Source organism: Dyella acidisoli (genome assembly GCF_030160295.1).
In the GTDB taxonomy this organism is placed as follows: domain Bacteria; phylum Pseudomonadota; class Gammaproteobacteria; order Xanthomonadales; family Rhodanobacteraceae; genus Dyella_B; species Dyella_B acidisoli.
In genome coordinates this window covers 177,239-204,099 of the sequence record NZ_BSOB01000017.1, presented here as the reverse complement: position 1 = coordinate 204,099, position 26,861 = coordinate 177,239, and the positions used below count along the sequence as shown (strand labels likewise).

The 26,861-nt window shown below is 56.4% G+C and carries 15 protein-coding genes; 8 read left to right on the top strand and 7 right to left on the bottom strand.

Going from position 1 to position 26,861, the window contains the following annotated elements; translation table 11 throughout:
- Nucleotides 1-104: 104 nt before the first annotated feature.
- The 5 genes from QQJ86_RS10220 to QQJ86_RS10200 all read left to right on the top strand — a co-directional run bounded on the left by QQJ86_RS10220 (nucleotide 105) and on the right by QQJ86_RS10200 (nucleotide 8,949).
- Nucleotides 105-1,085 (top strand): carbohydrate kinase family protein, encoded by a 981-nt coding sequence (locus QQJ86_RS10220; protein WP_284320836.1) that lies wholly within the window; start codon nucleotides 105-107, stop codon nucleotides 1,083-1,085.
- Nucleotides 1,082-2,290, top strand: a complete 1,209-nt coding sequence (locus tag QQJ86_RS10215; RefSeq protein ID WP_284320835.1) for an AGE family epimerase/isomerase — start codon at nucleotides 1,082-1,084, stop codon at nucleotides 2,288-2,290. The genes QQJ86_RS10220 and QQJ86_RS10215 overlap by 4 nt, the downstream gene beginning before the upstream one ends.
- Before the next feature lie 669 nt (nucleotides 2,291-2,959).
- Nucleotides 2,960-5,827, top strand: a complete 2,868-nt coding sequence (locus tag QQJ86_RS10210) for a TonB-dependent receptor (protein ID WP_284320834.1) — start codon at nucleotides 2,960-2,962, stop codon at nucleotides 5,825-5,827.
- 36 nt (nucleotides 5,828-5,863) lie between these two features.
- On the top strand, nucleotides 5,864-7,720 hold the full coding sequence (locus QQJ86_RS10205) for a glycoside hydrolase family 35 protein (RefSeq protein ID WP_284320833.1): 1,857 nt from the start codon (nucleotides 5,864-5,866) through the stop codon (nucleotides 7,718-7,720).
- 83 nt (nucleotides 7,721-7,803) lie between these two features.
- Nucleotides 7,804-8,949, top strand: a complete 1,146-nt coding sequence (locus QQJ86_RS10200) for a glycoside hydrolase family 27 protein (RefSeq protein WP_284320832.1) — start codon at nucleotides 7,804-7,806, stop codon at nucleotides 8,947-8,949.
- Between the two features lie 94 nt (nucleotides 8,950-9,043).
- Here QQJ86_RS10200 and QQJ86_RS10195 read toward each other — a convergent pair whose 3' ends face one another.
- Nucleotides 9,044-10,042 (bottom strand): Lnb N-terminal periplasmic domain-containing protein, encoded by a 999-nt coding sequence (locus QQJ86_RS10195; protein ID WP_284320831.1) that lies wholly within the window; start codon nucleotides 10,040-10,042, stop codon nucleotides 9,044-9,046.
- Between the two features lie 216 nt (nucleotides 10,043-10,258).
- On the opposite strand from QQJ86_RS10195, the gene QQJ86_RS10190 reads away from it, so the two are divergent.
- Nucleotides 10,259-12,262 carry an esterase/lipase family protein gene (locus tag QQJ86_RS10190; RefSeq protein ID WP_284320830.1) on the top strand — a complete coding sequence of 668 codons (2,004 nt, stop codon included), beginning with the start codon at nucleotides 10,259-10,261 and terminating at the stop codon, nucleotides 12,260-12,262.
- 439 nt (nucleotides 12,263-12,701) lie between these two features.
- Here QQJ86_RS10190 and QQJ86_RS10185 read toward each other — a convergent pair whose 3' ends face one another.
- The gene (locus QQJ86_RS10185) at nucleotides 12,702-12,983 is read right to left on the bottom strand and encodes a hypothetical protein (RefSeq protein ID WP_284320829.1); all 282 of its coding nucleotides are present in this window, start codon (nucleotides 12,981-12,983) and stop codon (nucleotides 12,702-12,704) included.
- 617 nt (nucleotides 12,984-13,600) lie between these two features.
- On the bottom strand, nucleotides 13,601-14,215 hold the full coding sequence (locus QQJ86_RS10180; protein WP_284320828.1) for a GGDEF domain-containing protein: 615 nt from the start codon (nucleotides 14,213-14,215) through the stop codon (nucleotides 13,601-13,603).
- 1,361 nt (nucleotides 14,216-15,576) lie between these two features.
- Here QQJ86_RS10180 and QQJ86_RS10175 point away from each other — a divergent pair.
- On the top strand, nucleotides 15,577-18,144 hold the full coding sequence (locus tag QQJ86_RS10175) for a protease pro-enzyme activation domain-containing protein (protein WP_284320827.1): 2,568 nt from the start codon (nucleotides 15,577-15,579) through the stop codon (nucleotides 18,142-18,144).
- Between the two features lie 168 nt (nucleotides 18,145-18,312).
- On the opposite strand, the gene QQJ86_RS10170 is transcribed toward QQJ86_RS10175, so the two are convergent.
- Both QQJ86_RS10170 and QQJ86_RS10165 read right to left on the bottom strand, forming a co-directional pair.
- A complete protein-coding gene (locus tag QQJ86_RS10170; protein ID WP_284320826.1) occupies nucleotides 18,313-18,561 on the bottom strand; it encodes an RNA polymerase sigma factor in 249 nt (82 codons plus the stop codon).
- Between the two features lie 306 nt (nucleotides 18,562-18,867).
- Nucleotides 18,868-20,949, bottom strand: a complete 2,082-nt coding sequence (locus tag QQJ86_RS10165) for a PKD domain-containing protein (protein WP_284320825.1) — start codon at nucleotides 20,947-20,949, stop codon at nucleotides 18,868-18,870.
- Between the two features lie 465 nt (nucleotides 20,950-21,414).
- Here QQJ86_RS10165 and QQJ86_RS10160 point away from each other — a divergent pair, with 465 nt between their 5' ends.
- The gene (locus QQJ86_RS10160) at nucleotides 21,415-22,914 is read left to right on the top strand and encodes a PAS domain-containing protein (protein WP_284320824.1); all 1,500 of its coding nucleotides are present in this window, start codon (nucleotides 21,415-21,417) and stop codon (nucleotides 22,912-22,914) included.
- Nucleotides 22,915-22,932: 18 nt separating this feature from the next.
- Here the strand turns inward: QQJ86_RS10160 and QQJ86_RS10155 are convergent, their stop codons facing one another.
- Both QQJ86_RS10155 and QQJ86_RS10150 read right to left on the bottom strand, forming a co-directional pair.
- The gene (locus QQJ86_RS10155) at nucleotides 22,933-26,040 is read right to left on the bottom strand and encodes a TonB-dependent receptor (protein ID WP_284320823.1); all 3,108 of its coding nucleotides are present in this window, start codon (nucleotides 26,038-26,040) and stop codon (nucleotides 22,933-22,935) included.
- 300 nt (nucleotides 26,041-26,340) lie between these two features.
- Nucleotides 26,341-26,861: PKD domain-containing protein (locus tag QQJ86_RS10150; RefSeq protein ID WP_284320822.1), on the bottom strand; the 521-nt coding region annotated here is incomplete at its 5' end.

The window sequence follows — 26,861 nt, the reverse complement described above, 5'->3', positions numbered from 1 at the left end:
ACCAAGCTTGTCGCGATGCTCACTGAACGCACAGCCGATACACACGCATCTCCCCGTGGGGAGAACAACAAAAATCTCTCATTCGTTTTCTCTTGGGGTCTTTGATGAAACGTTCCATCCTCTGCTTCGGCGAGGCTTTGATCGATATGCACGGCGAAGGCAGCGATGGCCACGGCTTTGCGCGCCACTTCGTACCTTTCGCCGGCGGCGCACCCGCCAATGTGGCGGTCGCCATTGCCAAACTCGGCAGTCATGCGCGTTTTGCGGGCATGCTGGGCACCGACCGTTTCGGCGACTTCCTGCTGCATAGCTTCCAGCAGGCCGGTGTCGATACCGGCGACGTCGTGCGCACCGGTGAAGCCAACACGGCGCTCGCGTTCGTAACTCTAGACCCGCGCGGCGAGCGCAGCTTTGCGTTCTACCGTCCACCTTCCGCCGACTTGCTGTTCCGCATCGAGCACTTCCGTCCGCAGACGTTCAACGACACGGCGGTGTTCCACATCTGCTCCAACAGCATGACTGATCCAGATCTCGCTGATGTCACCCTCACCGGCATGCGCCGCGCGCGCCAGGCCGGCGCGCTGGTGAGCTTCGATCTCAACCTGCGTCCGGCACTGTGGCCGCGCGGTAGCGAACCTCGTCCGCACGTATGGCCTGCATTGCTGTTGGCCGATGTGGTGAAGCTCAGTGCCGAGGAATTCGACTGGCTGGCGAACGACGAAGGCGAAGAAGCCCTGCTAGAACGCTTGTGGACCGGCAACGCGCGCCTGCTGATCGTGACCGACGGATCGAAGCCGTTGCGTTGGTTCCACCCGGACGCCCATGGCGAGCTGCCTTGCTATGACGTGCCGATGGTCGACAGCACCGGTGCGGGCGACGCCTTCGTGGGGGGCCTGCTGTATCAGTTCGCCGAGCAGGGTCTTACTGCTGCCCATCTCGATGCCTGGGTCGCCACGCTGCCGCGCTTGCACGCTGCGTTGCGCTTTGCCAGCGCCTGCGGCGCCGTGGCTGTGACGCGGCACGGTTCGTTCGCCGCGATGCCGCACGCCACCGAGGTAGAACAATTCATGGAGACTTACGCATGACCACGCCGGATTTCCGTTCCGAGACTTTCTTGCGCGAACACATCGCGCAAACCATGGCGTTCTACCATCCCCGCGCCATTGATCCGGCCGGCGGCTTCTTTCACTACTTCCTCGACGACGGCACGGTCTACGACACCAGCCATCGCCACCTGGTGAGCAGCACGCGCTTCGTTTTCAACTACGCGATGGCGGCCATCGAGTTTGGCAAGCCGGAATATCTCGACGCCACGCACCACGGCCTGCGCTATCTGCGCAACGTGCACCGCAATGCCACCACTGGCGGGTATGCATGGACGATCCGCGACGGCAAAGCGGAAGACCGCACCAATCATTGCTATGGCGTTGCCTTCGTACTGCTCGCCTACTCCACCGCGTTGAAGGCGGGTATCAAGGAAGTCACCGCGTGGATGGATGAAACGTGGCAGTTGCTGGAGAAGCATTTCTGGGACGCCGAAGCGAATTTGTATCGCGACGAAGCCGACCCCGAATGGCACTTCAGCACCTATCGCGGCCAGAACGCCAACATGCACATGTGCGAAGCGATGCTTGCCGCTTACCAGGCCAGCAAGGAGCCGCGCTATCTCGATCGCGCGCTCACGCTCGCACGCACGATGACGCAGCATCAGGCCAAGCTGGCCAATGGCCTGGTGTGGGAGCACTACCACGTCGACTGGAGCATCGACTGGGATTATCACCGCGACGATCCCAAGCATCTGTTCCGCCCCTGGGGCTTCCAGCCCGGTCATCAGACCGAATGGGCGAAGTTGCTGATGATCATGGAACCGATGCTGCGCGAACGCGGGCAGGAAGAAGCATGGATTCTGCCCACGGCACAGCACCTGTTCGACACGGCGCTGGCGCGCGCGTGGGATTCGGTTGACGGCGGCATCTGCTATGGCTTCGCCCCGGATGGCAGCATCTGCGACGGGGACAAATATTTCTGGGTACAAGCCGAATCGCTGGCCGCTGCAGCGCTGCTGCACGCACGCACCGGTGATGCGAAATACGACGATTGGTACATGAAACTATGGGCCTATTCCTGGGCGCACTTCATCGATCACAAGTACGGCGCGTGGTATCGCATCCTCACGCAGGACAACAAGAAATACAGCAACGAAAAGAGTCCTGCCGGCAAGGTGGATTACCACACCATGGGTGCGTGCTACGAAGTGCTCGCATTGATCCGTCACGGCGGCAAGCCTTGATATGTGAAACGTAACCACACGGCCGCCATTCCTGCGAAAGCACATTGCTTTCCGGAAAAAATTTCTGCAATCAGCGAAGCACAACTGCCCATTGAGCTAGGCGATACTTCTTGATGTGCAGCGACTCGATAACTCACTGAGTGAGCCCTCTCCCTTCGGGAGAGGGTGCCGAGAGGCGAGTGAGGGTTCGGGCGGAGCGTGATGCCCATTTCTCCCGCAAGTTTTGCCATTGCGCGCTGATCGTACCCTCACCCCAACCCCTCTCCCGAAGGGAGAGGGGCAGGCGCTGCAAACTTTCCCGGACAGCAGTACGCAAAAGCAGGAATAACAGCCGTACAAGGTAAACGTTTGCAATGAAAAGCCCGCGCAATGCGGGCTTTTACTTGTCCCGAAATGCTGCGGCGCAGCTTGTGGGGCTCGTTAATCTCTTATTATCCTAAAATACGACAATTGAAAAAACGGCTGGAAGTAGCCTTGATTCTGGGTCTGTAACACCAAGGCTGTTTCACGCCGTGACTGGCGAACATTGAAGGGGCGGTCTTTAGGACCAGGTGTTTTCCAGTGGGGATGAGTGCGACGTCGACATGCGCAATGCCGGCGGGAGTAGCACTGTGTCAAGCGACATCGCATTCGTGTTAGGCAACGTAGTTCCACGCGGAGGGGTATTCGATGCAACGCAACCCAATGGCGCACTCAGTGCGCCTGGCGCTGGCAGCAGTAGGTTTTGCCAGCGTGTTCGGCTACAGCATGCAAGTACACGCACAAACCAGCGCACCGGCACCATCCACGGCTACGGCCGCGCCGGCTGGCCAAGGTAGCAGCGACGACAGCAGCGGCACGAACAAGACCGACAACAAGAAAAAAGCCACCAATCTCACCGCGATCACGGTCACCGGCCAGCTAGCCGCGATCCAACGCGCCGAGTCGATCAAGCAGAACTCCGTCAACGTCGTGGACTCGATTTCCGCGGAAGAAAACGGGAAATTCCCCGATCCGAATGTCGCCGACGCCTTGCAGCGCGTACCCGGCGTATCGGTCAACAGAAGCGGCGGCGAATCCAGCCAGATTGCCATCCGCGGCTTTGGCCCCGATTTCGTGGCAGTGACGATCAACGGCCGCCAAATGGCGACGGCTTCCGGTACGCGCGCGTTCGACTTCAACGTGCTTCCTTCGGACATCATCAGCCTCGCCCAGGTCAACAAGACCTCGTCAGCGGATATCCCCGAAGTCGATATCGGCGGCGTGGTGGATATTCAGACCGCGCGCCCGCTGGACTTTACCGGCTTTCACGGGTCCGGTTCTGCCGCTGGGGTCAACAGCAACCTGACCGGAAGCTGGGCTGGCAAGACCACGCCCAAGGTATCGGGCGTGGCCGGCTGGACCAATTCGGACCATACCTTCGGCTTTCTCGCCGCCGTGCAGTACTACAAGCGCGATGACACGCAGATCAATACGCAAGCCAATTCCTGGTATGCCAACCAGAATATTTCCCAGCTTTCTGGGCTAAGCAATCCCAATTACACGCATGTCGCCATCCCTGAAACGCTGGCCAACAACGTGGTCAATGAGGAGCGCACCCGCAAGAGTTTCAGCGGCGCCATTGATTGGCGCCCGATCGACCAGTTGACCGTCAAGTTCGACACCTTGTATGCGGGCTATCGCATCGATCCGCTGGAACATGAGTTCGGTGAATACGGTAACTCCGGCGACTTCCAGTCGCTGACCACGGATGCCAACAACACCGTATTGAACTATGTGCGAAAGAATACCGGCGTGATGTCGAACGACTACGTCGTCGCCTACAACCCCAGCGATGAAAAGATGCTGCAGAACGGGTTGAACGTGGCTTTCAACATCGACCCATCCAGCACCATCAGCCTGGATGTATCCAACTCAAAAGCCTATAACAAGCAAAGCCCATACGGCTACTTCGCGGTGATCGGCACGCGAAATGTCGGTGTCAATCCGACCTGGACCAACAACGGCGACAACACCCCGCCGAGCTACACCAACATTCTTCCCACCACCAACCTGGACGATCTGTACGCACACTGCTGCGGCGCGGGCGGCCAGTCGAACAACGTCACCGAAGGCATTACCCAGTACCAGCTGAATTTCTCCAAGAATTTTGACAGCGGCATCTTGTCCAACCTTGAATTCGGCGTGCAGGAAAACCGGGACTACAACAAATCGGTATCGGTATCCACGCCAGACGGCATCCTGTGCAACGCGTACTGCGGTTATGCCGTGCAGGTACCTGCCAGCGCCGTCGGCGCGTACATTTACACGCCCCCGGCGCCGATCAACGGTGTTTCACAGCCTGGGCTACCGACGCAATGGATTCAGTACAACGTTCCTGCGTATTTTCAGTGGCTGACTACGCCTGCGGCCTACAATCAATTGACGCCTGCCAAACGCGCAGCCTTGCTCGCCGCGCTTGCCCAGTACGGCAGTTTGGGGCCCCAGATTAATCCTGGCAGCTTCAACGAGGTGCGGGAAACCGAGAAGGCAGCGTTCGCCAAAGCCGTGTTCGAAGGCACGATGTGGGAAAAGCCCTGGGCCCTGGATGTCGGCGTGCGCTACTTGCACGTGAATTCGGAGTCTCAGGCAATTTTCCAGGAGCCCATCAGCTACTACGTGGATCCCCATGACACCAGCGCGAGCCAGGTGGCGTATGGGCCGTTGCAGCCGCAGTCCGCCACGGGTGGTTATCACAAATGGCTACCGGCGATGAACTTCAAGCTCAATCTGCTCGACAATTTGATCTATCGCTTCTCTGCCTCCAAAACCCTGACGCCGCCCCAGCTGAGCAATCTCTATTACAACCAGAGCTTCGGTACGCGTCCGGAATCGTTGACGATCAGCCAGGGCAATCCTGATCTTCAGCCTTATACGTCGACCAACTTCGACACTGGCCTGGAGTGGTACATCGACGACGCCAGCTATCTGGCCGTCGAGACCTTTTACAAGCATGTCAGCAACTTCAGCACGATCGTCAGCACACCGGTGTCGTTCCTCGGCCAGACCTGGTCGCTGAGCGAACCGATCAATCTGAATTCGGCGAGGATCTATGGTGAAGAACTGACCTTCAACTATCAGTTCACGCATGTTCTGCCCGCACCGTTTGACGGCCTGGGCATGGCCTTCAATTACACGCATGTGCAAAGCAGCGCCAACCTCAGTCCCGGCACGATTGCCGCGTCCGGCAAGTTTGCAGTTCCAGGCATTGGCGATTCGGCCAACCTCAGCGGCTACTACGAGAAGGGACGCTGGCAGGTACGCCTGGCTTATAACTGGCGCGGTAAATATCTGGAGAGCCTTTCATACGGATCGGGCGCGCAGCCTGCCACGCGAACGGACTACGGCGAGCTGGATCTGAGCGCCAGCTACAAGCTCAGCAATCACGTCTCGCTGTTTGTGTCCGGCACCAACCTGACGCAGTCGCATCTTTACGATTACTCCGTGTATCCCAATCGCTTCCTCTACGCGGAGGCGGATGGCACGGTGTATACCGTGGGCGTGCGCGGCACCTTCTAAGGCAGCCGCATTGGCAGCGCAACGCAAGGAGTTTCAATGAATGTATTGAAAAGTATGCCGGTGGGTATCGCGCTTGGTCTGCTTCTGACCTGCCATGCGGTTGCCGCGCAACCGATCAAGATGGCAAAGCACGGTCTGGTCGCACAAAGCGGCCAGTTGCGGCTCGACGGCCAGCCGTTCCGCATCATCGCTGGTGACATGCATTACACGCGTGTGCCACGCGAATACTGGCGTGCACGTTTGCGCATGGCCAAGGCGATGGGTTTGAACACCATCACCACGTATGTGTTCTGGAATGCACATGAGCTGATATCAGGCCAGTATGACTTCAGCGGACAGAACGACGTGGCGGAATTCGTTCGCGAAGCGCAGCAGGAAGGGTTGTACGTGATCCTTCGGCCCGGCCCCTACGTATGTTCGGAATGGGATTTCGGCGGCCTCCCCGCGTGGCTGTTGAAGGACCGCGACGCCCACGTACGCAGCACCGATCCGAAGTTCATGCAGCCAGCACAACGCTGGCTGCATCGGCTCGGGCAGGAGCTGGCGCCGCTGCAATACACACACGGTGGCAACATCATCGCGGTGCAAGTCGAAAACGAATACGGCAGCTTCGGCAAGGACAACGACGCCTACCTGCAGCAGATCCGCCAGGACATCGTCGACAGCGGCTTCGACGCATCGTTGCTTTACACCTCCGATAGCGCACCACAGCCGGGCTCCATGCCCGATCTGTTCAAGGTGATCAATTTCGGCGTTGGCCATGCACCTGAAAGGCTGCCGCGCTTGCATCAGTGGCAAGCCGGCGGCCCCTACATGGTCGGCGAATATTGGGTGGGCTGGTTCGATCACTGGGGTGGGCCGCACTACGTGATCAATACCGATAAAGTAGCGAACGAATTGGATGGCATGCTGAAACAGGGCTATTCAGTCAGCCTGTACATGTTCCACGGCGGCACATCCTTCGGCTGGATGAGTGGTGCCAACTGGGACGACAACAGCTATCAGCCAGACGTAACCAGCTACGACTACGACAGCCCTCTGGATGAAAGCGGACGCCCCACGCCAAAGTACAACGCGTTGCGCAAAGTGATCACGCAAGCGACCGGCGTCACACCGCCACCTGTGCCGGCCACGCCCGCCACCCAAGCGATTGCCAACATCAAGTTGGACGAATCGGCGTCGCTGTGGGATTCACTGCCGACACCCGTCGCGTCGCATGAGCTTAAAACCATGGAGGAACTAGGCGAGTCGTACGGCGATATTCTCTATCGCAAGCGCATCGATGCCGCCGCTGCAGGCACACTGCATATCGACGGCTTGCACGACTACGCCATTGTCTATGTAAATGGCAAGCGCATCGGCACACTCGACCGCCGCCTGAAGCAAGATTCGCTGGCGGTAAAACTCGCCAAAGGCGACACCCTGGATCTGCTGGTGCAGAACGATGGGCGCATCAATTTCGGCGAGAAGCTGGTCAACGAGCGCAAAGGCATCGTCGGCTCGGTGAGCTTGCAAAACCAACCTCTGCTCGACTGGCAGATCTACGCGTTGCCATTCGCTATCAACAATGATTTGAAGTACACCCAAGGTCCATGCACGCACGCGCCATGCACCTATCGCGCAAGCTTCGATGCACCTGTTTCCGGCAGTGCCGATGCTGATACGTTTCTGGATACAGCCGGCCTCGGCAAAGGTGTCGTCTGGCTCAACGGTCATCCGTTAGGCCGCACCTGGAAGATCGGACCACAGCGCACGTTGTATGTACCGGGCGCCTGGCTGAAGCCCAGCGGCAATCAGTTGGTCGTGCTCGATTTGTTGACTGAGGGTCAACCGACACTGCGCACGGTGAAACAGCCGATGCTGGGTGCGGTCAAAGAAGTATCCACTCCATGATCGTTCGCCCTAACTCCCCTAATGGTGCAAAGATGACGATGATCGCTTCCCCTGCAAACCTGCGGCGGGCCGCAGCTTCCCTCGTGTTTGTTGTCTTTGCGGGCGGCGCTACTGCTGCACCCACGCCGATGCCACCGCAGATGGGTTTCAACAACTGGAATTCCACGCATTGCCGCGATGAATTCAACGAAGCCATGATTCGCGGTATCGCCGACAAATTCATCAGTCTTGGCTTGCGCGATGCCGGCTATCGCTATGTCAACATCGACGACTGCTGGGCCAACTGGCAGCGCGACAAGGATGGCAATCTGCAACCCAATCCCAAGCGCTTCCCCAGTGGCATCAAAGCGCTTGCCGACTACATCCATCAGCACGATTTGAAGTTCGGCCTGTATTCGAGCGCCGGCACATCCACCTGCGAACCCCTGAAGGAAAACCGCGGCTTCCCCGGCGGCTTGAACCATGAAAAGCAGGACGCCGCCACCATCGCCTCGTGGGATGTGGATTACCTGAAATACGACAACTGCAACAACCAGAAGGTCGATGCCAAGCAACGCTACACGGCCATGGCCGAAGCGCTGCGCAGCACCGGACGCCCGATCTTCTACAGCATGTGCGAATGGGGCGAAAACAAGCCTTGGTTGTGGGGAGGCAAGCCGCCGGTCGATGCCGGCTCGTGGCGCACCACCGGCGACATCAGCGACACCTATGCTTCGATGCTGAAGAACTTCAAAGAGAACGTGGTACTGAACCAATACGCCACGCCTGGTCATTACAACGATCCCGACATGCTCGAAGTGGGCAACGGTGGCATGACCAACACCGAATACCGCACCCACTTCAGCCTGTGGTCGATCATGGCCGCGCCATTGCTGATCGGCACCGACCTGCGCACGATCAAGCCGGATGCGCTGGAGATCCTGCTCAACAAGGAAGTGATTGCAGTGGACCAGGACGCTCTTGGCGTACAAGGCAAGCAAGTGCGCGACGCCGATGGTATTCACGTGATCGTCAAGCCGCTCAAGGACGGTAGCCGCGCGGTAGCTGTGTTCAACGAAACCGATACACCACACGACGTATCTGTCTCCGCCACCGAAATCGGCCTCAAGTCGGGTGGCAGCTACAACGCACGTGATCTATGGGCGCACAGCGATGCCAAAGGTGACGGCGCCCTCAAGCTGTCATTACCGGCGCACGCGACGGCGATGTATCGCATCAGCCAACTTTGACTCACGATAGAGGCAAGCCTCGACGTTTTCCTGTTGCAACAAATATGGAGATGAACACGAAAGCCCGTATGGGCTTTCGTGCTTTTAAGCACTTTTATTTCCCGCCCGGTTCGGGTGGTGTGCGAATCGCGCGCGAAAAATCATCATCCGGACCGCTGGCGCGCGCACGCGCCGTGATATCGCCCTGGTTGATCAACACATCCAGCGGATAATGCCTATCCAACGCGCCTACGTCGTAGAGATAGCTCGGCAATCGGGCCGTAAGCAACAGTCGGTAATCGTAAGGCAGTCCCGGATCGATCTGCTTAGCCATGCCATACACGATGGTCACGCAATTGGACGTCACCGTGTTGTAGAACGCCGGTTTGGTCGCCAGTTCATTGGCCTCCTGCACGTAGGAAACAAACAAGGCGTGCATCGCCGGCTTGCTCATCTGCAAACGATACAGATGATCGGTTTCACCGCGCACATTGGTCCGTACACGAATCACGTCCCGCTCGTCGGCTGCGACAATGATGCGCTCAAAATGCTTGAAGAACCCGCCGATGGACGAAAAAGACTGATTCCGCTGACGACGCACCTCCACGGAAAACACTACGTGCGTTCCATCGTCGAAGCCAAACGATAGCAAGGCATGCACGATGCCTGGCATGCCCCACGAAGAAAGAATCAGGTCGGCACTGGTCAGACGATCGAGGTCGTATTGGCGCGTTTCCCAACGGATGTCGTAATCGTCGTCGGACCGCCAATGGAAGTTGCGTACGTTGTATAGGGTCGCCATATGACCATCAACATTCCCGGTCAACGAACGCGAAACATCGTCGGCCCAGTCCCGACGATTCGATGGCGAGATCGTGCTCCACCACGCCAGTAGCGTCATGAACGCCAACGCATAAAGACCGAAAGGCAAAACGCTACGACGCGACCACCCAATAGCGATCAGCGCCAGGGTAAACGCCACCCATACCGCACTGGCCAACCAGCGCGCCACGGCTCCACCAGGAACCTGATACCACAGCGCCATCGCGCCCCAGCCGCCGGTTAGCACGACAGCCAAAACCAGCAATACGCGCAACATCCATCGCACCACCATGTTGAGTCTCCCTGCCGTCGTCCGTGTATGGATAATAGACCGTCATAGACCTTTCATAGTTGATGACACAAGCCCAGCGGAGGTGAGCATTGCCAAGTATTCAACGATGCCGATTCGTCATCCCAGCGAAAGCTGGGATCCAGTGCCTTTGAGGATCTGCAAGTCGCTGGATCCCAGCTTTCGCTGGGATGACGGCACAAAGGCCGAGAAAACTTCATGAATGATGAAAAATTCAATGATGATCGCGGATTCCGCGTGCATACCCTGAGAGAAAACGTGAAGGACCGTGCGCTACGCTGGATTTCTCGCACCATCGCACTGACGCTCCTACTGCTCGCCAGCGGTTGCGCCATGGTGGGCGTGCGGCATGTTGCACAGAAGGATTACGCCACCCAGCGACGCAGCGACGTACTGAGTGCACGCGTACTCAGTGACAGCACGGTGCAATCACTCAACGTGATCGCGCTCAACCGTGACGAATGCGCAGCGAACTTCGTACGCTGCACCAATACCTTGCTTTACTCCGATGGCCTGGATGATGAGCGGCGCCTATCCGCACTGGCAGAGCTGTGGCTTGCGTTCGCCATACAGTCAGATCGGGCCAAACAGGGTGAAACCATCAGCGATACCGCGCTCGATGCCTATCTGCAGTCGGCGCGCTATGCCTATGCATATCTGTTCTTTACCGCACGCCGCCCCGGCGAGCGCGTTTTTGAGACGCGCCAATCGCAAGTACTGAATTTCTACAACTATGCAACGCAACGTGCGGTTGCAAACTTCTTCAAACTACTGCCGAAGCTTGGCACCGAGTGGGACACCACATCCGTGGCGGGATGGCGCCTGCTCAAGCCCAGTTCCGATGTCTATCTTGGCTCAGGCGATCGCATTCCGCATGACCTGATTCCGGCCGAAGGGCTGCGTTTCAGCGGGTTACGAAATAGCTATCGTCGTGACGGATTTGGCTCGGAGTTTGTTGCTATCGGTGCCACACCATCGAATGCCGGCCCGTGGCGCGAATCCAACTACGTACCGGTGACTGCTGTGCTCGAGTTCCCAGGCGATACATTGCAAAGCGTACTCGATACGCGCGACGTACGCGTGCACGCCAACAACCCTTACCTCGACAGCACCATCGCGCTGGACGGGCAAACCATTCCGCTCGCCGCCAACTTCACTGCGCCCTACGGCGTGTGGCTGGCGCAATCAGGCTTTGCTCAAGAGTCACTGCGCTCGCTATTCGGGCGCGGCGGCTTGACCAAGCCGGAAGTCCTGTTGATGCAACCATACGATCCCAACCGCCTCACCGTCATCATGCTGCATGGCCTGGCCAGCAGCCCCGAGGCCTGGATCAACGTCGTCAACGAAGTGATGGGCGACGAGCAGTTGCGACGCACCTATCAAGTGTGGGAGGTGTATTACCCCACCAATGTACCGGCGCCGGTCAACCTGATGCAGATCCGCAAAGCGCTCGACGAAACCTTGCATCACTTCGACCCTTCGGGACGCGCGGTGGCGTCCAATCACATCGTGCTGATCGGCCACAGCATGGGCGGCGTCATTGCGCGCCTGCTAGTTTCCTCTAGCGACGACAAATTGTGGAGCATTATCCAAGAACGCCCAAATCTCACCGGCGAGCAAAAGCAGAAACTACGGCAGCGTCTAGCGCCTTATTTCCAGTTCGAGCCGATGCCGCAAGTGACGCGCGCGGTATTCCTTGCCGCTCCCCATCGCGGCACGCCGGTTGCACAGTGGAAACTCGCACGCTGGATTGGCGGCCTGATCCGGCTACCGCTGACGCTGCTGGAGGAAGGCAAGAACATCGCCAACGCCGCGCAGGGCAAGAACACCGAGCCTGGTACACCGCTGCGTATTCCCAACAGCATCGACAACCTCAGCAACGAAGACCCTTTCATCAAAGCGTCCAGCACACTGCCGATTTCGCCAAACGTGCGCTATCACACCATCGTCGGCGTCTACAAATCAAAAGGCCCACTAGCCGAATCCGACGACGGCGTGGTGCCCTACGTCAGCGCACATCTCGACGGCGCGGATTCCGAACTATCGGTGCCCTCCTGGCACGACGTACAGGAAACGCCCCAAGCCATCATCGAACTGCGCCGCATTCTTCGCTTGCATGCCAGCCTGTTACGTTGCCTTTGGCAGGATGGTGCAAGTGAACTCGACCCCGGAAAGCCTGCTTGTACGGCATCGCAGCCATAGCGGTAACGTCCGTCACTTTCATACTAAGTGACGCACAAATCACATATCCTCGAAGTGCGTCGTTCTCACCAACTTTATTTCCGATCGTCACTGCGCTCAGGAATCAATAGCTCCCACGCTGCCCATCCACAACTCATAGGCGCTATAACCATCCAGTGAAGCGTCGATGTCGCCCATAGACTCCAGATTGCATTGCGACACAGGACGGCAAGTGTGCAGGCGAAACTTTTCCTTTTCATGATGATCGTTCTCCATGCGACTCAATATCTATGGAAAGCACACTTTCGAAGTTCGCTGACGCACAAGTCGCTCGATACCATGTGTAGGACCCACGCGGTCAGGTGCACTAATGCAGTGTTCCACCGGCACCCCACGATGCGTGGCTGCTCAACGTCATTGAAATGAAAGGGCCTCTGAAAAGAGACCCTTCACCGTGCGCTTACCGCCCCTCGGCATTGGAGGTCTCGGCCGCCAACTTGAGTTCGCGATTGGCCGCGTCGAGAAGTTGCTCCGCTCTGGCAGCATGGCCGTTTAGCTGGTATTCGTTGGCCTGTCGTGCCGCCTGGATGGAGCCGTAAGCCTGACTGATGAGATCTTGAGCGCGGGCGAGATTCGGATGGCGGCTATACCAAATATCGCGGCCAGGTTGGTACTGTGCCAGCGCGACAGAACCGACCAGCGTCAGGCCGACCAATACAGCTGCGAATGCAATGCGTTTCATGGCTATTATCCTTAGTGATGTACGAGCTTGAATTCGACGATGCAATACGACTCGTATCCGCATTGCAAAGAAATAGGATGCACGGACTCTCTTAATATCCATTCGTAAATGGATTTACTCTCAATTAGCCCAGCAATGATGTCCGTACGGACCAGGATGCGTACCCGGCGGGCAGACAAGACCCGTTACAGGACTCATCACGCAACCGCTAAGCGTTGCAATAAGAAGGCACACAAGGATTGATAGAACGATGGGCGAGGCTCTTTTCATGTAAATCCCCAATGAAGACATGACAACAATCGAAGTAAGAGCGAGGTCGAATATCTACGCGACATATATGTCGCCGCCTCAACACTCGAACGCTTAAACGCAGACATGACCCCCAGTGACTACGCAGAGCGCACGCATTGATGTCGAATATTCATTTTCAATATTCTTTCCTTCGATTTCATACACGCATCTCTTCCAACGAACACCCTTTATGGACACGTGATGTATAGCCACGCATGAAAAAGACGTCGCGATTGAATAGATAAATAGCGCAACAATTCAAACGATGACCGGGCATGAGGAACGCGCTGCTCTGCCATCTTTCGGGCTACATACGATTCATCACATCACGAGCGGATATGCGTCATGTCGGGATCTAAAATCGAGACCATAACCCGGTTTCCACCCGCTAGCTTAGCGATGCACAGCGCCCTGTCCGCTTCTAGCAGAAGTGTTGTGCGCACTCCTTCGATGGGCGTCGCGCCCATATTGGGATCAAGCATGGCTGCGCCCACGCTCAACGTAACTTTTCCATAGATGCTTGCTTCGTGCCGAATGGCCATGTCATCCAAACTAGCCTGCATAGCCTTCGCCACTTTTATCGCGCCGCTGATATGAGTTTCCGGCATGATTGCAACAAATTCGTCGTTGCTATAACGGCTCAATATGTCGCCCTTTCGGCGAAGCGCGCTCTTTGCAGATGAAATCACTGCATGCAAACACTTCGCGCCACTGGACAATCCATTTTGAACGATATATTCCTTGAAGAAGTCCACACCGATAACAATAGCGGCAAGCGGTAAGCGAAACTGGATGGATCGCTTGATCTCTTCATCAGTTATGCGTTCCATAAGTGCACGGCTGGCAAGGCCATAGACAAGCCAATCCGTCACATTTCGCCCTAGCGTTTGATCGTCCTCAAGCGCATTTTTATCTGAAAATTTATCGGAGCCGCTATCCACAACTATCTCCGCAATCAGTCATCAACCTTCGAATCATCGCGATGCCAGCAACAACCTCGTTCACCGGGTCGTGTGTGAATCGTGCAGGCACATTACGAAGCTTCAGTCGAATCCTTTCTACGATCTCACCTAATTACTAAGACGAGAAAACGCGAACAAAGGCCTACCTACTTATACGCAGATATTATTTTTCAAATTTATGAGCAGTTAATTTATGGGACGGCACGCATAGATCGTCTAAGAGAGAACGGATCTTCGTTAAAAAAACACCTCCAGCGCCAAGGTACAGGGGATACACCTTAGCGCCTTCCAGCAAACGCTGGAACGTAACTTGACCAGTCCCAATCAGGTCACGGGAGACTATGTGGAAATCGAACCGTCGTCAGTGTTCACAGCTTCGTCTTGTTCCGTTTGACAACTATCTTCATGGCAGCCACAAGCCGCCACACATCGAAGCTCCATTTCATATCTGCCTTTGGCGATATCCGTATCGATCTCGCCTACCTTGCGTATGGCGCATCCCTCTACGCATACAAGGTGTCTACTTGCACCCCATCCTTTTCGCTCCATCACCAGCCTTATTACCTAGGATGAGCATGTCGCCAAGGTCGACGGATGATCCTTCATTACCGAACGCGCATGCCTCGACAAGCCGCTCCTGCGATTCCATCCATACGACTCCGTACGCACGCAAGAAGCAAATCGATGCGACAAAGAGCGCGTATATCAAAAATATAGATAGACCCTCCTTTCTCTCCGTGCGCGTCATGCGTTTCATGGCGGACTCTCTCAACTGAAGACCATTGCTTATATCCGTCATCTTTACGTAACCATGACAACGTGGACGATGACGCGTCGCATTTCTCCGTCCTTTCCAATTGAAACGTTCATGCGCCCCAAAAGCCTACCCAGGCCTTTGACAGGTTGGCCCAATCATCACGAATTACTGAGATATCACTTCATGAAATCTTGCGAAGACGATTTTTTTTGCACGACAGACTATTCAAATAGAAGCGTCGAACCTTATAAGCGTTTTTTCCCTTATTACTAGCATTCGCATGGCCGCGCCTACTATCAGATTTTTCCTAACACCGAAGTTTCTACTCGCGAACCAAGTTTTACGTCACAAAAGCGCGCAGTTCTTGCCGCGCTCGGTGGGGGACATTTCGCCCCTCAGCGTTCTATTAAGTGCAGCTCTATGAAAGGCCATGCTTGCCGAGGAGTCGGAAAGTCTGGCGTCAAGGGGAGAGTTGCTCGACACCCGATAGGTTCGAGGCAACACATTTAATACGCGATTCTCGGCCATCAATGCTTTTTTCGGCCACGACCATGTCATTTACCCAGAACTCGAGGAGTTACATATGTCAGCTCAGATATGTTTGAAGGGTAATCGCAAAACGCTGTTATCCACGGCACTGTCTTTGGCCATAGTGTCCATGTCGGCGCATGCCGCCGAAGGCACCTTGGTTTCTACGCGCACGCACGCGAGTATCCAGACCAATGACAGTGTGACGACGCTCGTCGCAAACGGCTTCCCTTCCATTGACGCCACGCAGATCTCGTCGCTGGAACAAAGCAAACCACTGCATGTGATGGTAAGTCTCCAGTTACGCAACGCAGACCAGCTGAAAAGCTTTGAGCAATCAGTGAACGAGCTAGGAAGCCCTGACTATCATCACTTCCTGACACCTGCCCAATTCAAAGCCCAATACTCGCCTACGGACGCGCAAGTTCAGTCCGTGGTAGCGCATTTGCAGAAATACGGCTTCACCAACATCCAGGTGTCACCGAACAACACGCTGGTGTCTGCCGACGGCAATGCAGCTACCGTCAATGCGGCCTTCAACGCCAACATGAAGAGCTTCATGTACAAGGGCGAGAAGCACTATGCCAATGGCTCTGACGTTATCGTGCCGCAATCGCTGGGCAGCACCGTTGATGCGGTCCTCGGCCTGCAGGACTATGCCACCGTTCACGTGCTGTCGACCCCTGCCATAAAGCCGGTCAAGGGTGTCAATGCCGCTGTGCCGCAGGCCGCTACGGGTGGACAGGAAGTGGCTCACAGTCCGCTTGATATTCCCACCATTTACGATGTGGGCACCACACCGACGGCATCGACCACGGTCGTGGGTATCATCACCTGGGGCGACATGACCCAGGCCACCAGTGACCTGAATACCTTCACCACCAACAACAGTCTGTCGAAGGTCAATCTGAAGACCGTTTCGGTTCCTGGCAGTGGTGCGGGCTATCAGGACGGTACCGTCGAGTGGGATCTGGACAGCCAAACCATCGATAGCGTTTCCGGCGGCGTGAAACAGATGATCTTGTACGCCGCGTCCAGCTCGCAGAGCTCCGATATTACGGCGGCCTATAACCAGGCCGTGACGGACGATACCGCCAAGGTCATCAACGTGTCGCTGGGTTCGGACGAAACAGCCGCCGCCAACGGAGGTGTGGAGTCAGCCGACGATAAGATCTTCGCTCAGGCCGTGACTCAGGGACAGGTCTTCTCGGTTGCCAGTGGCGACGCGGGTGTGTATGGGTGGTCGTTTGATTCCTCGGGCAATGGTCCGGGCTACGTTGCCAATGGCCAAGGTGTCCCGCAAATTACGCTCAGCCAATATGGCGTGTCCGAGCCGGGTGCATCACCGGACGTCGTGGTAGTCGGCGGCACGGCACTATCCACGTCGACGACCAGCAGTACCACCTACGTGGGTGAAACCGGCTGGAACTCGGGTCTTTCGACCCAAGGCATGAACAACGATGGCAATGAGCGCCTCTGGGCCGCCACTGGTGGCGTCAGCGGCTTCGAAACCGCACCTACTTGGCAGTCGAGCTACCTGAGCAACAAACCCAGCAAACGCGAAGTACCCGACATCGCATTCGACGCAGACAATGCTTCGGGCGTGAACATTGTGTATGAGGGTATGGGCGCGCAAGTGGGGGGGACCAGTCTCGCCTCACCGATCTTCGTGGGCATCTGGTCTCGTATCGAGGCAGCCAATAGCAACTCACTGGGTCTGCCAACCCCGAACATGTACAAGTACTTCTCGGCAGATAACACACCGCTGCATGATGTCACCGTAGGCAACAACGGCATTACTTCCAATGGCACCACCTACGGTTACAACGCCGGCGTCGGTTATGACATGGATACCGGCTGGGGCAGTTTGGACATCAGCAAGTTCAGCGCTTACGTCACCAAATACTGGGGTGGTGCGCCGACGCCAACGCCAACACCTACTCCGACACCCACCCCCACTCCAACACCGACACCGACACCCACTCCAACACCCACCCCTACTCCGACACCGACACCGTCCGGTCATCCCGTCGCTAATTTCGGCGATACGGTCAGCGGCCTGACGGCGAACTTCGCCAATACCTCCACCGATACGGGAGGTACCATCAAAGCTTCCTCGTGGAACTTTGGCGACGGCAGCACGTCTTCTGCGACCAGCCCTAGCCACACCTATGCGGCGGCCGGTACCTACTCGGTGTCACTGAAGGTGACCGACAACACTGGGGTCAGCAATACCAAGACCGAGTCGGTGACGGTGAAAAGCAGTAGTAACGGCGGTGTATTCAGCAACAACACACCGAGCTCGATCGGCGACAACGCCGTTGTCGTCAGCAGCATCGCGGTAAGCGGCGAGTCGGGCAACGCGCCGACAACGTTGCAAGTGCACGCCAACATCACGCACAGCCACTCCGGCGATTTGTTGATCGAGCTCATTGCACCGAACGGTTCTGCACAGCTTCTGCAAGAACCTGACTTCAACAATGACGGCAACATCAACAAGACCTGGACCGTGAACGCATCCTCGTCACCGGCGAACGGCACATGGCAGCTCGAAATCGTTGACTTCGATGTGTATGGGAACGGCGACCACGGCACACTCAATAACTGGAGCCTGACGTTCTAAAGGCTGCAGCGCACAGGGATGTGCGCCTGCATCTGAAACGATTCCAGCGCCAGACCCTCAGGGCCTGGCGCTTTTTTATCCTCGAAAGATCCCATATCGGCACGGCACCGCTGTCTTGACTGGAATATACGTGCACAACAGAAGGACCGGCGCGAATGGAAGAAAGCTTCACTCTTGATCGGCTATGCAACCCTTCAACAAGGCGAGCGCTTTGGCGAGATCTTTTTCTACCCTGCTTACAGGTATGCCGGAAAGTACGGCGATCTGTTTGCAACTCATGCCATACACCCGCTTGAGCAGAAAGACGCGCTGACATTCGGGCGAAAGCTTGAGAATCACCTTGCCAATGGACGCCATCTGTTGCTCATGCACCAGGTATCCCGCAGGCGAAGTATTCGGTGATGGCGTGGCAGACATGAAGGCCCTCCTTTCTCATCGAGGTGGGCCACCCAAATGGAGTTGCGACAAATGTCACCGCCGATGATGTGGGAAAGCTACTTTCCGCCTATGCCCTTTTGAATCGGAGAATTCCTACCGGAACCTGCCATCGGGGCAGCGCGACAAACGCGAGCCGGCTGTATGGAGCAACGGTTGCCAGGGATGCTCCCGCTCTTTACCTATGAACAAAAATGACCGGTGCGCTTTACGCGACACCGGTCAAGCCTGCTTTGCACAGTCAAGTGAGTGATTTGCACGCGCGCATCCCTGCGCGCGGATATTTCATCAAAGTGAAACGTTCCAGCTGTTCAAGGTGCTGCTGTCGCCATTACCGAAGAAGTCGTAGTCGGTTACGGTCACCGTCCATGTGCCGTTGGCCAGTACGCCCGTCGCCGGCACCGAGTAGGTCGTATTGAGGCTACCCGTGGTCGTGAAGTCGGGACTCTTCAAGGTGGCCGAAGAACCATCCGGCGCCGTGATCGTGATCCCGAGATCCCCCGACATGTTGCTGGTGATGTTGACGTGCACCTGGATCGTCGACTTGGTGTCACCCGAAATGCCGCTCACCGTGATGGGACTGGTCACAGTCGCATCGTCGCCAATGGCGACCGCGGTGTTGTTGGAGAACGTACGGCCTGTCGGCGCTGTGACCGTCACCGAACCGGTCTTGGTGTTGGTCGCACCGGTGTTATCCGTCACCTTCAGCGAGACCGAGTACGTGCCGGCTGCGGCATAGGCGTGGCTCGGGCTTGCTACGGTGGAAGTGCTGCCGTCACCAAAGTTCCATGCATACGCGTTGATGGTACCGCCCGTATCGGTGGAGCTGTTGGTGAAGGTCGCCGTCAAGCCGCTTACCGTATCGGTGAAGTTGGCTACCGGATTGCCCGTGGTGGTACCGCCGCTGCTTACCGTCACGGATGCGGTCTTGGTGTTGGTTGCACCAGTGTTGTCGGTTACCGTCAACGTCACGGTATACGTACCGGCTGCGGCATAAGTGTGGCTCGGGCTTGCTACGGTGGAGGTGGTGTTATCACCGAAGTTCCATGCATACGAACTGATCGTGCCGCCCGTATCGGTGGAACTGTTTGTGAAGTTCACCGTCAGGCCGCTTACCGTGTCACCGAAGTTGGCGACCGGCTTACTACCCGCACTATGGTTCACGATCGGGTGCGAGATATCGCACTCGTTCGTATCGTTCGACCAGATGGACTGCTCTGCGAACGTGTCGTTGCCGAATTGGACATTGGCCGCTCCGCCTTGCTCGAACGAATAGCGCCAGGCACATTCGTCACCGTTTTCACCATTTTTTTGGTTGTACCAACCACCGCCAGAGAAGGTGGTAGCCGTTGGCGAAGAAGCATAGGGGAACGTATCGGACATCATCTCCTGCCATTCGTGTCCTAGCGTCATGGTGTAACCATCCAGCGTTCCTGCTGCGCCCGAATTCACGAAATTCACGCCGCAGGTCGCACCGTTGTCCACGTTGTACGGTTGGTTGCTGAAAGCAACGGCGCCATCAGGAGAACCCGTACCTCCTCCACTGCCATCAAGGCCCGGGGCGGCACCGCCAAGCGCACCATCACCGTCCCAGTCGTGCCACGCGCAGTAACCTTGGTCGCCGGAAGTCTGGGCTTTATAGTCATCTGGATTGGTGCCGTGCGGCGAGAGGATCACGTAATAGGCATACCGGTTCGATGCTGCCGTCGTATTGCCGAAGTGTTTCGCGGCTGCATCGGCCTCTTGCGCGAGTTGAAGCGCGGTAGCCTCCGCCGGAGACGCCGCAGAGTTGTCATACCACACACCGGCCAGAACGCCACCGGTCTGGTACGGGACGAAGCTGGCATTGTTCGGGCAACTGGTTGCGCCCGCCGACACGTTCGGGCCGTCGCACCATTGCGTCAACCCCGCCGACCACAGTTCACCGCCAGTACCGATGTCTTTGAAAAACTTTTGCGTGACAGGCGCCGTACCATCCGGATCGCCGGAGAAGGTCAGATTGCCATTGGCATCGGTACTCTGGGTACCCCACTGGTTGCCATAGAACACCACGTAGACTTTCACGGTACCGTCCATCACGCCGGCACCACCCGCATTAGGGTCGCCACCGAGATAGGACAACGTATCGGGACCCGTCGCTGCGGCCGTCGTGCCGGCCACGAAATTGGCGGCCTTCCACTGTCGTGACAGTCGGACCCCTTCAACGGTCGGTAAAACACCGTGACGGTAGGCATGTCCAACAAGCGGCGAATACGGGTCTTGCAGAATATTGACCTTCTTCACCGCATAAGGATTCGTGGATGCACCATCGTCTGCGTGAACCGCTGCACTCCCCATGGTCACGCTGAGCAAAGCTGAAACCGCTGCCATTAACAGGCGGCTCCTCGAAGAAAACTTGCGATTAGACATAAAGAAATTCCCCAAAGCTTTATTTTTGACAAACGGGCCCCACGAGCACGTGTGCCCGTAACTCTTTTGCACCGAAGTGCAACCCTCCTTTCGTATCGCTCCGGACGACGGCTCCAACGCGCTACGCATCCCTGCGCAATCCCCTTCCCCGATCGCGTAGCAGCGTCGCCATATATTTAAACGGTGACCAAAAAAAAAAGCCTATGTGATCATTTCTACTAAGACATGAAGATCCGATATCTTTGTGCGGGATAAAACGCCCAGCTCAAACTGAACAAATCGTCAGACGCATCTGCTTCTTAACCGTGAATGGTTCGAGGGTAGGCTTTTCCTGTTCGAACCGCGTCTTAGTGAGACGTCGCCTAGAAACTTATAGATTGACCGGCGGCACTTACAAGCCAAGGGCAAGGGGATATGCAGTCGAACATGGGTGAGCAAGAAATCGTCGACGTCGCATCATCGAATGGCTCAGATCTTCTCCGCGTATTCGACAGCATTCCCGGCCTTGTGTTTGTAGCCGATGCTTCCGGCGAGAACATTCAAGCCAATCGGCATCTTCTATCATTCGTCGGCCAGCCCCTGCGGGATGCCACGTTAAGGGCATGGAATGAGTGCATTCATGTCGACGATTACAACTTCTTCATCGGGCATTGGAACCGCGGTTGTCGCAACGGCCAATCCATAAGCATCGTGCACAGGCTTCTGCGATTTGACGGCACGTATCATTGGTTCCATACAAAAGCCGCACCGGTCTGCGATCATCTTGGCCATACTGTTCAATGGCATGGTTTGCTCGAAAACATCCGTAGCTATGGAAAGATTACTGATGAGTTGAGCAGCGACGCTGGAAGTTTTCGATCTCTCCTTGAGGCGCTCCCCGTCCCTGTCATGGCGGCTCTTCCAAACGGACAAATTGAGTACGCAAACCAACACGCTTGTGGTTACAGCGGTCTTTCGCAAGATGACTACCGACGCTTTTTGTGGGCCGCTGATATACATGCTGATGATGCCTTCGCATTCACCGAGGCATGGCGCAAGTCGACAGCATCGGACAACGGCTACAAGGGGACCTTCCGTCTTCGGGCTGCCGACCGTTCGTATCGATGGTGTGATTTTTACGGCAACTCCATGTGCGACCAGGACGGCAACATCATCTACTGGTGTGTGGTGACCATCGACGTCGACGACAAGTTACGCTTGCAAAAGCATCTTCAGGTTGCGCAGTCGCGGTTGTCGCATGCCCTTAAGATGATTACTTCGACGGATCTTTCAACATCGCTCGCACAAGAAGTGAACCGGCTTCTGAGCGCCGTGATCACTCGTGCACGCGCCTGCCACCGCTGGCTATCCCCCAAGTCTCCGCATCTGGACCGGGCCCTCTTCGCTAACGAAGGAATTATTCAGGACGCCACGTCAGCCGCAGCCATCATGGCACACGCGGCATCCGTGCATCAGCGCACATGGGGCGGCCAAAGCGTGCTTGATCTCAATGAGATCATTGTCAATGCCTGCGATCTCTTCACGGCCAAGTTGCGGGAGAGAGATATTTCTCTGCAACTAAACCTGACCGATCACATGCCTCCGACCTGGGGCAATCCTCCACAAATGCAGCATGTTTTGATGAGAGTGATTCAACTCGGCATGGACTCCATCGAAGCTTCAAATGCTGATACGAAGCAACTCATCATTCATACACAACACCGATCGAAGGAGGTTTTCGTAAACATAATCGAAAGAAGCACGAGAACAGGCTACGCAAACGCCGCCGTCCAACCGGATCACCTTGCTGACATGGATGGCCTGGAGGTAAATCTTGCCGCCTGTCGATCGATCATCGAATCACATGCGGGCCGCATGTGGACTTCACGTAGCGGTAATGGCGATAGATGCTTCAGCTTTTCGCTACCGATTCACGAGAACGGATGAGCCCTCCCAATAGAGACTTCAGCCGGGGTGACTCGTCAGCTTTAGATCCATTTGCAGCATGATTTCACGACCATAGTCGTTATAGTTATCAAAGTTGAAATAGGGAAACGCGGTGAACGTCGGATCCCTCGGCGGCCCCTTGTTGGCGATGTTTTTGATCACAAGGGAAAACTTCAGAGGACTCGCAGGCGTAAAAGTCAGGCTCCAGTTGAACGTGATCCAGGGCGTAAGATGGGCGCTCCCCGGATAGCCAAGGCCGCTTATCGAAGCGTAATCGGGGGAAGAGCCGAGGCGGCGACCGTACAAAGTGCTGCTCCACCGGTCGTCGAGACTTGTCCAACTCATACTCCCTTCCACTACGCTCTTGAAATCAACGTTCAGGGTTGGATCGTCCAATAGGTTGACCACGGGTTGGCCAGGGGACTGTTGATAGTCGTGCTTGAGGATGTCGTTGTAGTCGAAGTGCATGGCAAATTTGCCCACGCGCGGCAACGGAAATCCCCATGTGACGTTGGCAACAACTGACTCGGTGGTTTCATGAGCCAGGTTGGCGTCGTAAGACGTCACGCCTGTAATTTCGCCGCGTCCATCTGGACTCGCTCGTTGTACCTGGCCGTTTGTTGGATTGGTCAACACTTGGCACGCCAAGGAGTTCGGGTCGCGCTGACCTAGCAAGCATTGCGACTCCTCCTGCACAAGCAGATTGGGATCTTGCGAAGCGATCTCGTCTTGCGCGTCAATGTGAAAATAATCGAGCCCAAAACTTAGGCTGTCGTTCGGCGACCAGACAAGACCAGCCGTCCACGTTTTGGCCGAAAGCGGCTGCAGTTTACGACTGCCCAGCAGCGTAACCGGAACAACCTGGGTGGCGTTTGTACCGCAATTGGAAGTATGTGTGACGGTACACAGATAGAGATCGGTAACACTGGCGAAGCCGGCACTTGGCCCCAAATAGATACTTGGCAAATCAGGCGCTTTGAAAACCGTGGTATAATTTCCGCGGAGCAGCAACGAATCCGTGGGTCTATATTCAATACCTAGCTTGTACGTGAATTTGTGATTGCTGGCTGCAGCCTGCGGCGAGTAATAGTCATAGCGGCCTGACAGATCGAGTGTAACTTGTCGCCATACCGGCGCATTGAACTCGAATGCGGCCGCTGAATGCGCCCGCTGCCCCCCTCCTCCGTCCACGGTATGCAGATAGACGGCACCACTGCTGAAGAGAGGATCGACGGGCGCATACCACGCTTCGCCACCACGCTCGACAAGCGCAGCAAAACCGGCGTTACCCCCGGGAAGCTCAAACCACTCTGCATTGGAAATGGTTGCGCGCGTGTCGTTGATCCAGGTCTGACTGAATTCACCGATGTCCTGAGTGAAACTCGCAAACTGCGCCGGCGTGATCGATCGAAAGAATGCTGCGTAGTCGGGATGGTAGGTAAGCAGTCCTGTACTGGGATCGATACCCACGGGCGGTCCAAACATACGCTGGAAGAACGCGTTGATCGGGGCGGTCATGAGATCGTTTCTGATCAATGTCGTGCGATCGCCCGACCGCAGGTAATAGATATCCCAGATCCAATTCGAAGCGCCGAATTGGCCGTTGGCGCCCAGATCAAGCTGGTAGAGCAGATCCTGTTGGCGACTCATCTGGCCTACGACGCCGCCCGGCTCTTCCTCCGGCGCAAAAGTCCGCTCGAAAACCAGGATATTCCCGGTATCGGCATCTTCAATAAGCCTGGACGGCAAATACGTCGACGCCCATAGGGGCGCGCCCGCATACCAGCTCTGGCGTTGCCAACTCATCATCGCATCGGCATAGAGCCACAGGTCTTCGTTGACGCGGTACTGAAGCTTGAACGACCCTCCGATGCTTCGAATCCGATTGCTAAGGGTCGCGTAGCCATCGGCGTACCGTGATCCGCAGTATTGGCCGTAAATTCCTGGGCTGGTGTTGTACGTGGACAATTGCGTAGTTGCGCCATACAAGCTGCCAGCGCAACCGGATGGCGGGGTGATGAATCCCTTTGCTTGGCCTGTATATGAGGCTGCAGACCCGTAGTCCACGATTGCGGACTGCAAGGATGGCGTGGCCAGACCATTAGGATTGGACCAGGTGCTCGCCGTCAACGCGCGCTGATAGCCCCAAATCGGTGACGCGCTATTGAACTCGATACTCGCCAAGATGCTCAACGCGTTGAACGTATGTCCATATGCTGCACTTATGCGCTGGCTGGCGCCGCCGCCGGCCGTATAGCCGCCGCTCTGCACGGATAGTTGACCGCCATCCATGCGTTGTTTTGTGACGATGTTGATAACGGCGGCAACCGCTTGCGAACCGTAGATCGATGAGGCTCCGGCCGGCATGATGTCGATATGATCGACAAGCGAAAGAGGTATGTTCGACAGATTGGTAAAGCTGTAGGAGCCGTCATAGAGCATTCCAAATTCAGCAAGCGGCTTGCCATCCATCAGGATGAGCGTCAGCGACGGGCCAAGATTGCCGATGTTGACGGTCTGAGCTCCCTGGGTGAAGGCGGCAAAGTGTTGAGGACCTTGCACGGAGCCGGTGGCGAAAATGCAGTACTGCAATGCTTCCGCAACGCTATTGAATCCCCGCGCGTTAATGACTTCCGCGGTGAGGGTATAGACAGGAGTTGCCGTCTGAATACGTGGATTGTCGATCAGCGATCCACTAATGGTCATCGTACCGAGCGTTTTGGCCGCGCGCGCGCCGCCCTTTATTTTCGCTGCATCGACGTTTTCAGTTGACGCTTCCATGCGCTGTAGCAGAAGCGTGGACGGACCGACCATCTGCCACGTTAGTCCCGAATCAGCCAGAAGTTGCGTCAATGCTGCTTCTGCCGTGAAGCGCCCCACCACGGCGCGACTGGTTAAGCCGTGAACCAGTTCGGGCGAATACATGATCTGCAATTGGCCTTGAGCAGCCAGCACATCAAGCGCCGTAGAAAGATTTCCCGCCGGAACAGCAAATGACCGAATCTCGGTGGCTGTCGTCTGAGACCATGCCGGAGATGGCCAGTTCGAAGCGAATAAAGCCAGCAGCGCGACCCCACATGCGAACCATGCGGCTGCGTGACGAGGTTTAATGAAGCCCAATCGCATGCGTACACCATTCGCGTGCGAAGAGAGAGACTGTTGTCTTCTCTTGCGTTTTCTAATATCCCCCGTGGCTCCTTGTAGGTGATATTGGCACATTACGCGGCGAAATGGACAACCTGCAATCAGTGATCGCGATCATGAATTCCAGTGGTTTTGCAATAGATCGTTTATGAGTGTCAATCGCTTTTTCACCCATAAATAAAACCGGCCGGTGCACTTTCCGTCGCGCACCGGCTCAGAACTGCTTAGCGCAGTCATGTGAAAGCTTTGCATCAGCGCGCATCCCTGCGCGCCGGCTTTCCGTCAGAGCGAAACGTTCCAGCTGTTCAACTTACTGCTATCACCGTTGCCGAAGAAGTCGTAGTCGGTCACGGTCAGCGTCCATGTGCCGTTGGCCGGTACGCCCGTCGCCGTCACCGAGTAGGTCGTGTTGAGGCTACCGGTGGTCGTAAAGTCCGGACTCTTCAAGGTGGCCGAAGAACCATCCGGTGCGGTGATCGTGATCCCGAGATCACCTGACATGTTGCTTGTGATGTTGACGTGGACCTGGATCGTCGACTTGGTGTCACCCGAAATGCCACTCACCGTGATGGGACTGGTGACCGTCGCATCGTCGCCGATGGCAACGGCAGTGTTGTTGGAGAACGTACGACCAGTCGGTGCAGTGACCGTCACCGAACCGGTCTTGGTGTTGGTGGCACCGGTGTTATCCGTCACCTTCAACGTCACCGTGTAGGTACCCGCAGCCGCGTAGGTGTGGCTCGGGTTCGCCGACGTAGAGGTGCTGCCGTCACCAAAGTTCCACGCGTCCGAGCTGATCGTGC

What these genes read in the sequence shown, in the direction of transcription:
- QQJ86_RS10170 (WP_284320826.1), bottom strand. Translation starts at nt 18,561, where the DNA reads ATGTCTGCCACGCCATCACCGAATACTTCGCCTGCGGGATACCTGGTG.
- QQJ86_RS10205 (WP_284320833.1), top strand. Translation starts at nt 5,864, where the DNA reads ATGAATGTATTGAAAAGTATGCCGGTGGGTATCGCGCTTGGTCTGCTT.
- QQJ86_RS10175 (WP_284320827.1), top strand. Translation starts at nt 15,577, where the DNA reads ATGTCAGCTCAGATATGTTTGAAGGGTAATCGCAAAACGCTGTTATCC.
- QQJ86_RS10195 (WP_284320831.1), bottom strand. Translation starts at nt 10,042, where the DNA reads ATGGTGGTGCGATGGATGTTGCGCGTATTGCTGGTTTTGGCTGTCGTG.
- QQJ86_RS10210 (WP_284320834.1), top strand. Translation starts at nt 2,960, where the DNA reads ATGCAACGCAACCCAATGGCGCACTCAGTGCGCCTGGCGCTGGCAGCA.
- QQJ86_RS10190 (WP_284320830.1), top strand. Translation starts at nt 10,259, where the DNA reads ATGAATGATGAAAAATTCAATGATGATCGCGGATTCCGCGTGCATACC.
- QQJ86_RS10220 (WP_284320836.1), top strand. Translation starts at nt 105, where the DNA reads ATGAAACGTTCCATCCTCTGCTTCGGCGAGGCTTTGATCGATATGCAC.
- QQJ86_RS10165 (WP_284320825.1), bottom strand. Translation starts at nt 20,949, where the DNA reads ATGGCAGCGGTTTCAGCTTTGCTCAGCGTGACCATGGGGAGTGCAGCG.
- QQJ86_RS10160 (WP_284320824.1), top strand. Translation starts at nt 21,415, where the DNA reads ATGGGTGAGCAAGAAATCGTCGACGTCGCATCATCGAATGGCTCAGAT.
- QQJ86_RS10215 (WP_284320835.1), top strand. Translation starts at nt 1,082, where the DNA reads ATGACCACGCCGGATTTCCGTTCCGAGACTTTCTTGCGCGAACACATC.
- QQJ86_RS10155 (WP_284320823.1), bottom strand. Translation starts at nt 26,040, where the DNA reads ATGCGATTGGGCTTCATTAAACCTCGTCACGCAGCCGCATGGTTCGCA.
- QQJ86_RS10185 (WP_284320829.1), bottom strand. Translation starts at nt 12,983, where the DNA reads ATGAAACGCATTGCATTCGCAGCTGTATTGGTCGGCCTGACGCTGGTC.